We start from the raw sequence: 14,386 nt of genomic DNA on the forward strand, positions 1-14,386 counted from the left end.
GTGGGCGAGGCAATAAAAAAGCCGCCCCGTTGGGGCGGCTGTTGGTTGTGCCATTTATGGCCGGCTTAGCGCTTGCGCAGCAGGCGCAGGGCGTTGGCGGTGACCAGTGCGGTGGCGCCGGTGTCGGCCAGCACCGCAATCCACAGGCCGGTGATGCCGAGCAGGCTGGTGACCAGGAAGATGGCCTTGAGCCCCAGCGCCAGCGCTATGTTCTGGTGGATGTTGGCTAGTGCCGCACGGGAGAGCCGGATCATGGCGGCGACCCCGCCGAGCTGGTTGTGGGTCAGCGCCGCATCGGCGGTTTCCAGCGCCACGTCGGTACCGCCTCCCATGGCGATGCCGATGCTGGCCCGCTTCATGGCCGGCGCGTCGTTGATGCCGTCGCCGATCATCGCGACCTTTTGCGTCAGACCGAGCTTGGCGATTTCATCGACCTTGCCCTCCGGCAGCAGGCCGGCGCGCCAGCCCATGCCGAGCTCGCCGGCGATGGCCTCGGCGGCGCGGGGGTTGTCGCCGGTCAGCATGATGCTCTGCAGGCCGAGCTGGTTGAGCTCTTGCAGCGCCGCAGCCGCTTCCGGCCGGATCTGGTCGCGCAGGGCCAGCAGGGCGGCCGGGGCGGCGTCAGGCTGACCGAGCACCACCACCGTCTTGCCTTGCTGCTCCAGGGTGGCGACCCGGGCCTGCATCGCGGCATCCAGGGTGGCGACCCGGCTCGGTGCCAGCAGCTGCCAGAGGGCGCCGTCGATGCGACCTTCCACGCCCATGCCAGGCAGGGCGCGCAGCTCCTGGGCGGCGGCGAGGCTGAGGCCCCGTTCGCTGGCCGCCGTCACCACGGCGCGGGCCAGCGGGTGGTGGGAGCCCTGCTCGATGGCCGCCGCCAGTGCCAGCAGTTCGGCCTCAGGCTGGCCATTGAGGCTCACCAGTTCGGTCAGCTGCGGCTTGCCCAGGGTCAGGGTGCCGGTCTTGTCGAAGGCCAGGGTATCGATGTGGGCGAGGCGCTCCAGCGCAGCGCCCCCCTTGATGAGGGCACCCTGCCGGGTGGCTGCCGCCAGCGCCGAGGTGACCGCCGCCGGGGTGGAGATGACCAGGGCGCAGGGGCAACCGATCAGCAGCAGCGCCAGCCCGCGATAGACCCACTCGTCCCAGCTCTGGCCGAAGGCGAGCGGCGGTACCAGCACCACCAGCAGGGCGACCAGCATCATGGCCGGGGTATACCAGCGGCTGAAGCGGTCGATGAAGCGCTCGATGGGGGCGCGCTGGGTCTCGGCCTCTTCGATGAGATGCAGGATACGGTCGATGGCGTTGTTGCCGGGCTCGGACACCACCTCGAGGCGCAGCACCCGATCAGCCGCCAGACTGCCGGCGGGGACTTTGTCACCCTGACGGCGCTCCACCGGGATCGATTCGCCGGTCAGGGCGCTCTCGTCAAAGGCGCCGAGGGCGTCGAGCAGGCGGGCATCGGCGGCCAGGCGGGCGCCCGGGGCGATTTCGATGATGTCACCGGGGCGCAGTTGGTCGGCAGCGACCTCTTCCCGCACTTCGCCCTCGGCAGTGGTGCGGATGCGCAGCGCCTTGTCGGGCACCAGCGCCATCAAGGCGGTGACCCCGGCGCGGGCGCGGCCGGCGGCGTAGGCCTCCAGATGTTCCCCCAGCATGAACAGCAGCAGCACCATGGCCGCTTCGGCGGTTTCGCCGAGGAACAGGGCGCCCACGGCGGCGACCGTCATCAGGGTCTCGATGGCGAAGGGGGAGCCGCTCTTGGTCAGCGCCCAGGCCTTGCGGGAGATGGGCCACAGCCCCCAGAGGGTGGCCAGGGTAAACAGCGGCTGACCGATCTGGCTCGGCAGCAGGGCCGCCATCAGCATCAGTCCGGCCAGCGACAGCGGTTGCCAATACTTGGTGAGCAGGGTCTGCAGCGGGCCGCGCTCGCGGCCGGGCTCCTGCTTGCCGCTGCGCTCGCCCTTGAGCTGGAAGCCGGCGGCCAGCACGGCGGCGGTGACAGGATCGGGGGAGAGGCCGGGGGCCAGATCCACCACCAGCTTCTCGGTGGCAAACAGCACGCGGGCCTGTTGCACGCCGCTCACCCGGCTGACGGCGGTCTCTATCTTGCGGGCGCAGCTGGGGCAGTCCATCCCCAGCACCTGCCAGCTGTGGCGGCGGCTGTTTTGCTCAGGGGCGTCCAGCGGAGGCTCTGCCACGGCGGCATGCTCATGGTGGTCGTGCTCCCCGTCATGGGCATGCTGGGTATGGGCGGGCGGCGGAGTGGCGCAACAACCCCCTCTGGGGGGTTCTTCCCCCTCGGGAGCGTCGCTGGCGGCATGATCCTGATGATCATGGGGGGCCTGATTCGCGCAGCAGCTGACCGGTGCGGCCTGGTCGCAGCAGTGGCTGTCGTGCTGGTGCTCGGCCTGGGGGGCCGCGCTCTTGCTGACGGCCTTGATGGGGGTGGCGGCGTGTTGATGGCTGCAGCAGGATTTGCTCATGATGAGTCCCTCTTGGATGGATCCCGCCGGTGCGAGATCTTCGATAACTGAGCCGAGTGTAAACCTTGGTGTTAAGTCCAAGGTCAAGCCCCTTTCTCCCTCTCCTTGCCGCAGGCTGCCGGCAGAGGTGATATCCCTGTGGTTGGCGGGTGTTTGTCCCCGCCCGGCGGGCCTATACTGGAGGGCCTGATCCTCCCTCGATAATCAAGGACATAACATGAGCAATTCCGTTACCCTGCAAGGCAACCCCGTCTCCGTCGCCGGTCACTTCCCGGTTGCCGGCGAGCAGGCCAAGCCGTTCTCCCTGGTGGCCAAGGATCTCTCCGATCTGACCCTGGCGAGCTTCGCCGGTCAGCGCAAGATCCTGAACATCTTCCCGAGCGTTGATACCCCGACCTGCGCCACTTCCGTGCGCAAGTTCAACGAGCAGGCCAGCGCACTGAACAACGCCGTGGTGCTGTGCATCTCCGCCGACCTGCCGTTCGCCCAGTCCCGCTTCTGCGGCGCCGAGGGGCTGGACAAGGTAGTGACCCTCTCCACCCTGCGTGGTGCCGCCTTCCTGCAGGACTACGGCGTGGCCTTCTCCTCCGGCCCGCTGGTGGGTCTGGCTGCCCGTGCCATCGTGGTGCTGGATGAAGAGAACAAGGTGCTGCACAGCGAGCTGGTGGCCGAAGTCGCTGACGAGCCGAACTACGCCGCCGCCCTGGCCGTACTGTAAGCAGGCAGGCTGACATAAATCCCGCCGGGGCATGGCCCCGGCGGGATTTTTTTATGGAACAGTCAGGGGGATTTGGTCACGTCTTTGGCGGGTAGTGGCTCGGGGTGGGGTTGCCACTCGACATAGGGGCAGTGCAGCCTTGAGTAGATCTCTGCCAGTTTGCCGGAGGCGGCGAGCCGGTCGATCGCCTCGCCGAGGAAACGATCCGTTTCATCCCCGGCAGGCCCCTTGGCAATGATGAAGACATCCTCGAAATCCCCCAGGTGTTCCCGGTGAATGTTGGTCAGCTTGAGCTGGCGCAGCATCAGGTCGGCCTCCTCCTGGGCCCAGATGAAGGCGTCGATGCGTCCGCGCGAGAGCTTGCGCAGGGACTGCTCTATGCTCATCGACCGTTGCAGCGGAATGGGCAGAAAGCCGGGGGTCGCCTCGATCAGCAGATCCCGTTTGGTGGGCACTATGCCGTAGGCCATGTCGGGGGTGATGAGGTGGTCGGTATTGCTGTAGAGCACGTGGGTGACCTTGCCGAAGCTGCGGGTGCTGAAGCGATAGGGCAACAGGTCGGCATCCTGCAGATTGCGGATGGCGGGCAGGCTGAAGTCGGCGGTGCCGGCGATCACCCCGGCCATGGCACGGGCGAGGGGATAGATGGTGATCCGGATGCTCACCTCGGGGTAGAGATCATCGATGGCGCGCACCAGATCGACGAAGGGGCCGGTCTTGTCGGCGTTGATGAGCCCCGGCAACTCGCCGAGGTGGGCGTTGAGGATGCGTACCGGTTTGGCGGCGGGAGCGGCAGCCGTGTCGGCGCGGGAGAGGCTGAGGCTGGTCAGCCCCGTCAGGCACAGCAGCAACAGCAGCAGAGAGGGATGTCTGGTCATGGTCTGGTCACGTCCCCGGGGGAGGTTCCATGAAGTGTAGTCAGGCCCGCTTTGCGCATGGCGAGCCGGGAGTGGGCCCGTGGCCGCGATGGATGGAATTTTACTTATGGTCGGCCGCTCACTAGACTTCGCCCCCACTTCCATATTCTGTCGATAGCTGCGTAGCCCCATGACTTTTGATGAACTTGCCCTCGCCCCCGCCCTGCTGGCGACCCTGCCCGCCGACCTCAAGCACCCGACCCGGGTGCAGCAACTGGCCATTCCCGCCGCGCTGGCGGGTCGGGATCTGCTGGCGCTGGCCCGCACCGGCAGCGGCAAGACCCTGGCATTCGGCTTGCCGCTGCTGCAGCGGCTCGATCCGGCCTGCGATCGGGTGCAGGGGCTGGTGCTGGTGCCGACCCGCGAGCTGGCAGTGCAGGTGAGCGAGGCGTTGCAAGGGCCGGCCGCCGGGCTGGGTCTGCGGCTGGTGACCCTGTGCGGCGGGGTGGCGCAGGCGCTGCAACAGGCCGAACTGGCGCTGGGGCCGCAACTGCTGGTGGCGACCCCGGGGCGGCTGCGGGATCTGCTGGCCCAGCAACTGCTGGGTCTGAGCCAGCTGCGCCATCTGGTGCTGGACGAGGCGGACCGGCTGCTGGAGATGGGCTTCTGGCCCGACATCCAGTGGCTGCTGAATGCCATGCCGGTCGAGCGTCAGACCCTGCTGTTCTCGGCCACCCTGCCGGCCGAGCTGGATGCGTTGGCGACCGGTCTGCTGACCGAGCCGGTGCGGGTGGAGGCAGATCCCCGCAACAGCGTGGCCGACGACATCGAGGAGCGCCTCTATCTGGTCAACAAGAGCAGCAAGGTACCGGCGCTCATCAGCCTGCTCAAGGCCCACGAGTGGCCGCAGGTGCTGGTCTTCATCAGCGCACGGGACGACGCAGACGGGGTGGCCCGCAAGCTGGCCAAGGCGGGCATTGCGGTGGCGGCGCTGCACGGCGAGAAGGAACAGGCGGTGCGCGAGCAGGCGCTCGGCGACTTCAAGGCAGGCAAGGTGCGAGTGCTGGTGGCCACCGATCTGATGGCGCGCGGCATTCACGTGGAGGCGCTGCCACTGATGATCAACCTGGATCTGCCCGCCAGCGCCCCCGTCTACGTGCACCGCATCGGCCGTACCGCCCGGGCCGGACGCTGCGGGCTCGCCATCTCGCTCACCTGCCATGGCGAGGCCGACACCCTGGCGGCGATCCGCACCCTCACCGGCCGCGAGCTGCCGCTGGCTTCGCTCGCCGGCTTCCCGGTCACCGATCAGCCAGCCAGCGGGGAGGGCAAGCGAGCCCCCCGTGACAAGCAGGCCAATCGTCGCACCCAGGCCAAACGCAGCGTCAAACAGTTCAAGGGCAAGGCCTGACCTGCCCGCTTGGGCAGTACCAAAGGACGCCCGTTTTACTATGCTCCATGGGTTCAACCACGGAGGGATAGACGATGGCGAGTCTGGTGATGGGGCCCCTGCTGGGGCTTGAAGCGGAGACGCAATACAGCATCTGTTTTTTGGCGGGGCCTGACTGCAAGGGCGCCGGGGTCAGGATCAACGGCAGCCTGTTGGCCGCCGGCAAACAGGCGGATACCCCCAGGGGCGGCTTCTGGCGGGTCAGCTGGACGGCGACTCCGGCCGAGGCAGGCTCGAGCGTGGAGTACCAGATCCTGCTGGATGGGGAGCCTGCCCGGGATCTGGCCGGTGAGGATCGTTGGCAGTTTCATCTGCCTGGGTCGGCGGAGCGGGTGCGCATTGGGTACGCCTCCTGCAACGGTTTTTCCGACTTCAAGCTGCTCACCTCCACGCCGCTGCCCTATGTGATGTGGGACAAGCTGGCTGCCGAGCACACCACGCACCCCTTCTCGTTGCTGCTGATGGGGGGCGATCAGGTCTATGCCGACTCCCTCTGGACCACGGTGCCCAGCCTCAAGGCCTGGAACGAGCTGGACATGGCGGAGAAGGTCAAACGCAAGGCCACTCGCACCATGGAGGAGCAGCTCGATCGCTTCTACTGCGATCTCTACTGCAAACAGTGGGGGAGGCCCGAGGTGGCGCGCCTGCTGGCCCGGATCCCGAGCGCCATGATGTGGGATGACCACGACATCTTCGATGGCTGGGGCAGCTATCCCGAGTCGCCAGACAATCTGCAGGGCTGCGACGTCTATCGGGTCATCTATGCTGCCGCGTCCCGCTATTTCCGGCTGTTCCAGCTGCGCTCCGTTGCCAACGTCTCCCTGCTGGATCCGGTCAAGCTGGGCCACCACTCCTGGCGGCTGAGTTTTAGGGGCTACCAGATCCTGGCGCTGGACAACCGGGCCAACCGGACTCGCGCCCAGGTGATGAGCCAGTCCCAGTGGGATCAGATCAACGACGCGCTGGCCGCCTGCGACGCGGGCCACCTGCTGGTGCTGGCGGGGGTGCCCGTGGTCTATCGTGACTTCTCCTTCACCGAGGCGGCGCTGGACGCTACCCCCTGGGAGGAGGAGCTGACCGACGATCTCAAGGATCACTGGCGGGCCAAGGATCATCAGGGGGAGCGGGCCCGCCTCATCATGCGGCTGCTGGACAATGCCAAGCTCCGGCGCCAGCAGGATGCTGGCTGCAAGACCCTGATCCTCTCCGGCGACGTGCACGTGGGCTGCCTCGGGGTGATCCAGGACAAGCGGGAGGGGGTGCTCAACGTGCACCAGCTGGTCTCCTCCGGTATCGTCCACCCCTGTCCCACCCAGTTCCAGTGGATGGGGATCCTCGCCATGACCAACGACGATGCCGAATACCTCGACGAGAACCGGCTGATCCGCGCTGAGCTTATCAAGCCGTTCGGCGCCCCCGTCTACCTGCGTACCCGCAACTTCGCCACCCTGCTGATGGGCACAGACAACAAGCTGTGGGCCAACTGGCACTGCGAGAACGGGCTGGCGGCCAGCTACCCGCTGGCCTGATGGCGGGAAAATTCGAAGGGCCCTGACGGGCCCTTTTTCTTGTGGAGATCAGATGCCCCTAGTCGTTGCCTGCTCAGGGTTGGTCCAGCGTCTGGGCGAAGAAGTCGCGCCGAAACTGGCCGAGTACCGCTTCCCTGTGCTGCTGCCAACTTGCCTCGTCCATGTTGCCCCGGCTGGCCGCCAGCTGCTGCTCCAGCTCGGTCAGCTGCTGCTGGTAGTGGCTGCGCTGCGCCAGCTGTTGCTGTCGGTTGGCGGCAAACTGCACGGTTGCTTCGGCCTGCCCGGCCGGCAGGAAGTGATGGGCGAGGGTCGTCAGCTCCTCGTCCCCCCACAGCTGGCGCGCCTGCTGCAAGCGGGCTGCCGGGTTGAACAGCTCAGCCGCCAGATCCGGATGATCCGCCGCCCACTCATCCTGCAGGCGGGTGAGTGCGGCCAGTCGCTCGGCCAGCGGCAGTTGCTCGTGCTCCTGCGCCAGCTGCTCGAGTGCCAGGGCGTAGCGCCCCTGCAGCCGAAACAGGCTCTCCCCCTCGCTCAGCCATTGGGCCTCTATCGCTTCCAGATTGGCCAGCCGCTCTGCCAGCGGCTGCTCGCTGTCGCTCACCTCGCTGGCGAGCTGCCGGTTCATCTCGTCCGGCAAGTCGCGCCAGCTGGCAGGCGCAGGCGCTGGGCCGGCTGGCACGGCGGTGGTGGCAACCGGGCCGGTCGCGGGGGTCAATGGCGGCTGTGTCTGCGGCGACGCTGCAGCGGCTGGCTGAGCGCTCTGACCTGTGTGTGCCGGCCGCGTTGGCACCTCCTGCCAGCTTAGGTTGAGCAGCAACAAGGCCAGCACCGCCAGTGCCAGCACGCCGTAGCGGCGCTTCATCGGCTGATCTCTCCCTTGACCGGGAAGTGATCGGAGAGGTTGCTGGCGGGCCAGAGGCTGCCATCGCTGCTGCGCGGGATCCAGACGCTGTTGAGGTTGTGGCGCACGGCGCCGTATTCCCGGCTCACCACCAGATAGTCGAGGTACTCCACGTTGGCACCGCCGGAGAGCGGGCCGCCGGCATAGGGGTTGATCCTGGGATCGAAGGTGGCCTCGGTGTAGCCGCCGTAGGCCGGCTCATCGGCGTTGAGGTTGGCCAGCATGCCGGCGTAGTCGTCGGCAAACTTGCGCTTGTTGACGTTGAAGTCGCCGCCGTAGATGACGGTGTCGCTGGCAGGGATCTTCAGGCTGGCGGCCAGGGTGCGGATCTGGCCGAACTGGATCTGGCGCAGCTTGCGCGCCTCGTCGGTGTCGAAGCTGGCGGTGTGGGTGGCGAACAGGTGCCAGGCCTTGCCCCCCTTGATCACCTCCGCATACATTACCCCCTTGTCGGCGAAGCAGTCGGTGCCGGTGCACTGGGGATAGACCAGCTGGGCCTCGCGCACTATGGGATAGCGGCTGACGATCACCACGCCGCCATCGTGGATGTTGACCCCCGGCTTGTCGAGCACCCTGGTCTGGTACGGATACTCCTTGGCCAGTGCCTGCAGGAAGCCCTCGCGGCGGCCATCGAACACCTCCTGCAACAGCAGGGCGTCATAACCCTTGAGGTATTCGGGCAGCAGCGCCAGCCGCTCGCCGATGCTGGAGGCGATCACCGGCAGCGCCCAGACGTTGTAGCTGGCCACCTTGAGTTTGCTCTCCGCCGGTTCCGGTTGCTCCCGCTTTTGTGGCGGAGTGAGCATATAGTGCAGATCGTCGTAGCGGCCGGTGAACTTGGCAGCAAAGGCCAGCTCCTGTGGCCCGCTCAGGCGGTGGATGGTGCGATCGCTCTGCCAGCCGGAGTTGTCTGCCGGCGTCTCGCCACCGTGTTGCAGGGTGCTGTTCCACCAGGTGCCCTCCATCTTCTGGTTGAGGCGATAGGTGTCGCCGCCGGGAGTGGTGACCCGGGTTTCGAACAGATAGCTCTTGCCCGCCTTCACCCCCTCGTAGCGATTGAAACTGAGCACCATGGCGCTCTCCCAGGGGCCCAGCTCGGTTCTGTGCTGAAGCCACTGGCTGCCGGCCTGCAGCTGGCCGGAGCCGCTCTGGCGGATCTCCAGCTGGACCGGATCCGGGCTGTTGTTGGTGAGGTAAACGTCGGTGTCGGCCAGCGCCTGCAGCGGAAACTGGCTTGCCAGCAGCAGGGCGGCATAACTGAGGGGTTTGTGCATCATGAAGTCCTTTTGGTCGAGGCACGCTGGAAAGTGACTGTTATGGCGGGCACAGAGGTCATTTCATTTACATTTTTGTTACAAATAAATGAAAGGCCCCATATGGGGAGGTGTTAACCCATGGGGTTGGCAGCTGCCAAAGGGACAGGGGAGGTCAGGCGAACGAGGTGAAGCGGGCGTGCCGGGCGGCACGCCCCTGCAAGGCGGTCAGTGCTGGAACTGATTGATCAGGCGGGAGAGGGCATGCAGCCGCTCCACCAGCAGGGTGATGCCGTCGAGGGCCTGGCGGCTGTTGTCGGCGGTGTGGCTGGCCAGTTGATGGATCTGGTGGATGCCCTTGTCCAGAGTGCTGGTGACGTTCGCCTGCTGGCTGACGGCCTGGGCAATCTCGTCGCTGGTATGGGTGACCCGGGCCAGCATGCGGTTGATCTGGTTGAGCACCTCGGCGGTAGTCCCCACGTGCTGCTGGCAGCGATCCGAAGTCTGGGCGCCCTGGCTCATGCCGTCGGCCAGCTGACGGGTTGTCTGCTGCAGCGCCTGGATCATCTCGTTGATCTCGCCGGTGGAGCTGCGGGTCTTCTGGGCCAGCGCCCGGATCTCGTCGGCCACCACCGCAAAGCCACGTCCCTGCTCGCCGGCCCGCGCCGCCTCGATGGCCGCGTTGAGGGAGAGCAGGTTGGTCTGATCGGCGATCTGGCTGATCACCTCCAGGATCCCGCTGATCTTCTGGCTGTCGCCGGTCAGCCGGGCCAGCACGGCGTGGTTGGCGTCGAGCTCGTGATGGAGCTGATCGACCGAGGACTGGGTGGTGGCCAGCGCCCGCAACCCCTCGGCGGAGACCTGCTGCACCTCGCCCACCAGTTCGCTGGCCTGATGGGCGTTGCTCGCCACGTCGCGAATGGAGTGGCTGAGCTCGGTGATGGCGGCGGCCAGCTGCTCGCTCTGGGCCCGCTGCTGCTGCAGGTGGATGTCGATGGTCTGGATATTGCCCCTGTCATCCTCGGCAGCCTGCAGGATCTGCTGGTTGGTGTCGGCGCTGCGCCCCACCACCGCCTTGAGCTCGGCTCGCTTCATGCGAAGCGCCAGCTCCAGGGCCGCCAGGGTGTCCCGCCGCCTGGTGTAGAGCACCTGGCAAAGCGGGGTGCCCATCTCCTCGCCGGCCGTGCGGGCCAGCCGGTTGAGCCGCTGCTGCAGGCGCCAGCCGTGCAGCATCTGGGCCAGCAGGGCCAGTGCGCCTGGCGCTCCCCACAGCGGATTGCCGCTGATGATGGCCGCCAGCAGGGTGAGCAGGGCGCCGCCCGAGAGCAGCAGGGTGAGCAGACCGGGTTCGAGGGCGAGCCGGCTCAGCCAGGGCAGTGCCTTGCCCGCCCGGATGCGGGCGTAGAGCTGCTCCGCCCAGGCGATGTCGTGTTCGCTGGGGCGGGTGCGCACCGACTGGTACTCGATGATCTGTCGCTGTTCGTTGAGGATGGGGGTGACATAGGCGTTGACCCAGTAGAACTTGCCGCTCTTGGCGCGGTTCTTCACCAGCCCCATCCAGCTTTTGCCCTGGCGCAGTCGCTGCCACATGTCGGCGAAGGCGGCCTTGGGCATGTCGGGGTGGCGTACCAGATTGTGGGGTACCCCCTCCATTTCGGCGGGGTGATAACCGGCCACGTCACAGAAGTGCTGGTTGGCGTAGGTGATGTGGCTGGCGGGGTCGGTCGTCGAGATCAGTGACAGGTGGTCGGGGAAACGTATCTCCCCCTCCCGTTGGGTTGTGGTCATGAGTGCATCCTGATTGAGCCAAGTAACTGATAGATTTATTTTTATTTTTTGTGATTGTTACCGGCCCATTCTAGGGGGCAGCAAGCGCGCTATCTTGGCTTGGGTCAATTAATCGCCACTCTCGCTTAGCTAAATAGGGCAAATGAAAGGTGCATCTGTGCAGGCGGATGGCAAAGGGAGTGTTGGTGTGCACCAAGGGGGAGTGGAGGTTGCAGGCGCCCCGCAGGGGGCGCCCGGGATCAGCGGCTGGCCAGCGGGTAGGTAAAGAGGGCCAGGTGGGCGAAGTTGAACAGGAAGTGGATCGCGATGGCAACGCCGAGGCGCCCGCTCAGCAGGAACGCTAGGCCATAGCAGGCGCCTGCCAGTGCGGCGAACAGTACCAGCAGCGGGCCACCAGCCAGGTGGGCGGCGCCGAACAGCAGGCTGGCTACCAGTACCCCAAGCCAGCGCCGGCTGTGTGCGGCGATCCCCTGCTGCAGGAAGCCGCGAAACAGCGCCTCTTCCGCCACGCAGGTGAACAGCAGGTTGTTGAGGGCAAACAGCCACCACCAGCCGGGCAGGCCCACCTCGGGCTTGAGGGCCCCCAGCTGCCAGGCGGCGATCAGCAGGGCTGCCAGCGGCACCAGCAGCAGTGCCAATCTGCGCCACTGAACTGTGCCGCCCGGGCCCAGCAGGGCGGGCCAGGCCAGCAGCAGGCCGAAGAAGATCAGCGGCTTGTCCAGGTTGAGGTACATGTTGAACGGCACGCTGGCGGGGCCGGCCTGCACTTGGTCCAGCACCTTCAGGTTGGTGAAGCCGGGGATGAGGTGCAGCATCAGCGCCACCGCCCACAGCAGCACGGCGCCCAGGGCGACGGAGCGCCAGGGCTGGGGCAGGGAGGGGGTGCGCCAGGCCAGCAGCAGGCCCGCCGCGCTGGCCAGCAGGGCGATTGGGCTCAGGTGGCCGAGGCCGAGGGCCGCCAGCAGGGCGACGGCCAGCATGATGAAGCCGGGCAGTCGTTGCCGTGCCAGACAGAGCAAGATGGCCAGCGCCAGTGCTCCCCAGATGAGTGAATCAGGTAGAGGTAACATTGAGTCTCCAAGGCCGATGAAAGTCCCGCACCTTAACAATGGGACATGCCATGAGACAAGGCTTAATAAGCTGGTCGGATCCCGTGTTCGGCTGGCAGCCAGGGTGCGCGGCCATAAAAAAACCGGAGCTGGGCTCCGGTTTTGGCAAGGGTGACAAGGCGTCTCAGCGGCCGGATTCGGCGATCACCCGGGCAATGATGTCGGCACGCTTGCTGGCTTCCAGCTCACCCAGGGCGATCAAGCCAGCCTTGAAAATCACATTCTTCGGCAGGCTGACGTCGTCCAGGGTGGCGATGGCTTCGACGTGCATACCGTTCAGACGGCTGGCATCGCGCGGGCTCAGGTTGACCTGGGTGTTCAGCACCTGCTTGCCTTTCTTCTTGGCAGGGGCGGCTTTTTTCGGTTGTTCCTGCTCGTCTTCCGGCAGCTCGTCATCAAAATCGTAAATAGACATAGTCAATCCTGTTGGTTAGGCAATGGGGCATGGTTGCCCGATGTCGTTTTTCAGAGGGGTCGATCAGCCCATATCCTCGTTGCGGATAAAGGCGCGCCAGGAGCCTAGCACCTGGGCAAAATCTTCCAGCCCGCACATGGCCAGCTGTTCATCATCGTAGTAGGCGAGATCGTCGAGATCCTCATCCTGCTCGATATTGAGGACGTTGGCTTTCACCTCGGCCTCCTCGTGGGTCAGCAGCAGGGAGTAGTCGCCGCCCAGCAGCCGGTATTCGATACGAGTCCGGCTGGAGAGCTGATCGATGATGGCGAACAGCTCGTCGAGTTTCTCCTCGTCCTTGCCCACTTCGTCGATCAGCCACTGGCCGATGGCCTCATGGCCCATGGAGAACCGGGCGCGATAACCGCCGAACGGATCGCGGCGAAATTCATAATCCATAGTTCAGTCCATAGCGGAAGAGTGAGTCGTCATGGGCAGGGCAAATCCTGCTCCATGGCGGGGCGCATATAGCGTAAAGTGGCCTATTCTAGCGAGCCCCCCCTCGCTTGTCTTGAAGATGTGGCATCTTTGCCCCGCTACCGGCGCTTTGTGGCCGGTCCGGCCCCCGCTTTGGAGATGTGATGCAGCTAAACGATACCCTCGCGCGCCAGCGCCAGATAGTCAGTCGGGCGGTAAGGATCCGTTCGTGCTCGGCCAACATGATGGACGAGCCACAGAGACTCATCATCGCCTCAGGCTATTCCCGGTTCATTCAGCGGAGTATCTATGCAGCTCAATGACACGCTCGCACGGCAGATTGTCAGCCGGGCGATGAAGATCCTGTCGTTCTCGGTCAACGTGATGGACGAGCACGGCCTGATCATCGCGTCCGGTAACCCGGAGCGGCTCCATCAGCGTCACGAAGGGGCCGTGCTGGCATTGACCGAAAACCGGGTGGTGGAGATCAGCGAAGCGACTGCCCGCGAGCTCAAGGGGGTACGCCCCGGCATCAACCTCCCCATCGCCTATCAGGGGGAGCTGCTCGGGGTCATCGGCATCTCGGGCGATCCGGACGAAGTTCGTGCTTACGCCGAACTGGTGCGCATGACCGCCGAGCTCATTCTGGAGCAGGCGGCGCTCACCGAACAGCTGCAGTGGGACAAGCGCCACAAGGAGGAGCTGGTGCTGCAGCTGATCCGTGGTGAAGGGCGGGAAGATCAGCTGCAGCAGGCGGCCCGTTTCCTTGGGCTGGATCTGGCCCAGCCGCGGGTGGTGGCGGTGCTGGCGCTGGAGGAGGCCGACCCGGCCCGGCTGCGGGAGCTGGTGCATCTGCTGGAAAACCCGGAGCGGGACAACCTGGTGGCCATCAACGGCCTGGACGAGATAGTGGTGCTCAAGCCGGCCCAGCTCAGCGACGGCATCTGGCAGTCGGCGCAGGAGCGCAGTCGCATCAAGCAGCTGCTGGCCCGCATCCCCCACTTTCGGGTGCGCATCGGGGTGGGTGATTACTTCGCCGGCACCGGCGGGCTGGCGCGTTCCTACCAGACGGCGCGGGACACCTTGCGCCGCGGCATGCGACAGGCGCCGCGCAAACAGGTCTATTTCTTCGAGGATTACCGGCTGCCGGTGCTGCTCGGCAGTCTGGCGGACTCCTGGCAGGCGGATCAGCTGCGGGCCCCGCTGCACAAGCTGGCACAGGAGGACACAAAGGGAACGCTGCAGAAGACGCTGCGCCAATATTTCTTGCAGGATTGTGATCTGCATCCCTGCGCCGAAGCCCTGTTCATCCACCCCAATACCCTGCGCTATCGGCTGACCCGGATTGAGCAGATAACCGGGTTGAATTTCAACAAGTTAGATGACAAGTTTCTGCTCTATCTCGGGCTCAACCTCGACAGCTGATT

At 65.8% G+C, this 14,386-nt stretch carries 12 protein-coding genes; 4 read left to right on the top strand and 8 right to left on the bottom strand.

Annotation, left to right across the window (positions count from 1 at the left end):
- Window positions 1-65 precede the first annotated feature (65 nt).
- Entirely contained in the window at window positions 66-2,483 is a 2,418-nt protein-coding gene (locus tag AACQ43_RS17450; protein WP_168968021.1) for a zinc/cadmium/mercury/lead-transporting ATPase, read from the bottom strand.
- Between the two features lie 217 nt (window positions 2,484-2,700).
- Here AACQ43_RS17450 and tpx point away from each other — a divergent pair, with 217 nt between their 5' ends.
- Window positions 2,701-3,201, top strand: a complete 501-nt coding sequence (gene tpx, locus AACQ43_RS17455; protein WP_016349389.1) for a thiol peroxidase — start codon at window positions 2,701-2,703, stop codon at window positions 3,199-3,201.
- 62 nt (window positions 3,202-3,263) lie between these two features.
- On the opposite strand, the gene AACQ43_RS17460 is transcribed toward tpx, so the two are convergent.
- The gene (locus AACQ43_RS17460; protein WP_168968022.1) at window positions 3,264-4,079 is read right to left on the bottom strand and encodes a transporter substrate-binding domain-containing protein; all 816 of its coding nucleotides are present in this window, start codon (window positions 4,077-4,079) and stop codon (window positions 3,264-3,266) included.
- A gap of 169 nt (window positions 4,080-4,248) precedes the next feature.
- On the opposite strand from AACQ43_RS17460, the gene AACQ43_RS17465 reads away from it, so the two are divergent.
- Together AACQ43_RS17465 and AACQ43_RS17470 are read left to right on the top strand one after the other, a co-directional pair.
- Complete coding sequence (locus AACQ43_RS17465) at window positions 4,249-5,469, top strand: DEAD/DEAH box helicase (RefSeq protein WP_168968023.1); 1,221 nt, start codon at window positions 4,249-4,251, stop codon at window positions 5,467-5,469.
- A gap of 74 nt (window positions 5,470-5,543) precedes the next feature.
- The gene (locus AACQ43_RS17470; RefSeq protein ID WP_168968024.1) at window positions 5,544-7,037 is read left to right on the top strand and encodes an alkaline phosphatase D family protein; all 1,494 of its coding nucleotides are present in this window, start codon (window positions 5,544-5,546) and stop codon (window positions 7,035-7,037) included.
- A 73-nt stretch (window positions 7,038-7,110) separates the two neighbouring features.
- On the opposite strand, the gene AACQ43_RS17475 is transcribed toward AACQ43_RS17470, so the two are convergent.
- The 6 genes from AACQ43_RS17475 to AACQ43_RS17500 form a co-directional block, all read right to left on the bottom strand.
- Complete coding sequence (locus AACQ43_RS17475) at window positions 7,111-7,899, bottom strand: hypothetical protein (RefSeq protein WP_168968025.1); 789 nt, start codon at window positions 7,897-7,899, stop codon at window positions 7,111-7,113.
- Complete coding sequence (locus tag AACQ43_RS17480) at window positions 7,896-9,212, bottom strand: sphingomyelin phosphodiesterase (protein WP_168968026.1); 1,317 nt, start codon at window positions 9,210-9,212, stop codon at window positions 7,896-7,898. The genes AACQ43_RS17475 and AACQ43_RS17480 overlap by 4 nt, the downstream gene beginning before the upstream one ends.
- 207 nt (window positions 9,213-9,419) lie before the next feature.
- Window positions 9,420-10,979 (bottom strand): methyl-accepting chemotaxis protein, encoded by a 1,560-nt coding sequence (locus AACQ43_RS17485; protein ID WP_168968027.1) that lies wholly within the window; start codon window positions 10,977-10,979, stop codon window positions 9,420-9,422.
- Between the two features lie 239 nt (window positions 10,980-11,218).
- Window positions 11,219-12,049 carry a CPBP family intramembrane glutamic endopeptidase gene (locus tag AACQ43_RS17490; RefSeq protein WP_168968028.1) on the bottom strand — a complete coding sequence of 277 codons (831 nt, stop codon included), beginning with the start codon at window positions 12,047-12,049 and terminating at the stop codon, window positions 11,219-11,221.
- Between the two features lie 163 nt (window positions 12,050-12,212).
- Window positions 12,213-12,503 (bottom strand): hypothetical protein, encoded by a 291-nt coding sequence (locus AACQ43_RS17495; RefSeq protein ID WP_011704604.1) that lies wholly within the window; start codon window positions 12,501-12,503, stop codon window positions 12,213-12,215.
- Window positions 12,504-12,566: 63 nt separating this feature from the next.
- On the bottom strand, window positions 12,567-12,941 hold the full coding sequence (locus AACQ43_RS17500) for a YacL family protein (protein WP_168968029.1): 375 nt from the start codon (window positions 12,939-12,941) through the stop codon (window positions 12,567-12,569).
- Between the two features lie 327 nt (window positions 12,942-13,268).
- On the opposite strand from AACQ43_RS17500, the gene AACQ43_RS17505 reads away from it, so the two are divergent.
- Entirely contained in the window at window positions 13,269-14,384 is a 1,116-nt protein-coding gene (locus AACQ43_RS17505; protein ID WP_044799129.1) for a sugar diacid recognition domain-containing protein, read from the top strand.
- Window positions 14,385-14,386: the final 2 nt, after the last annotated feature.

It is taken from the genome of Aeromonas sp. DNRA1 (assembly GCF_963888745.1).
GTDB classification, from domain to species: domain Bacteria; phylum Pseudomonadota; class Gammaproteobacteria; order Enterobacterales; family Aeromonadaceae; genus Aeromonas; species Aeromonas hydrophila.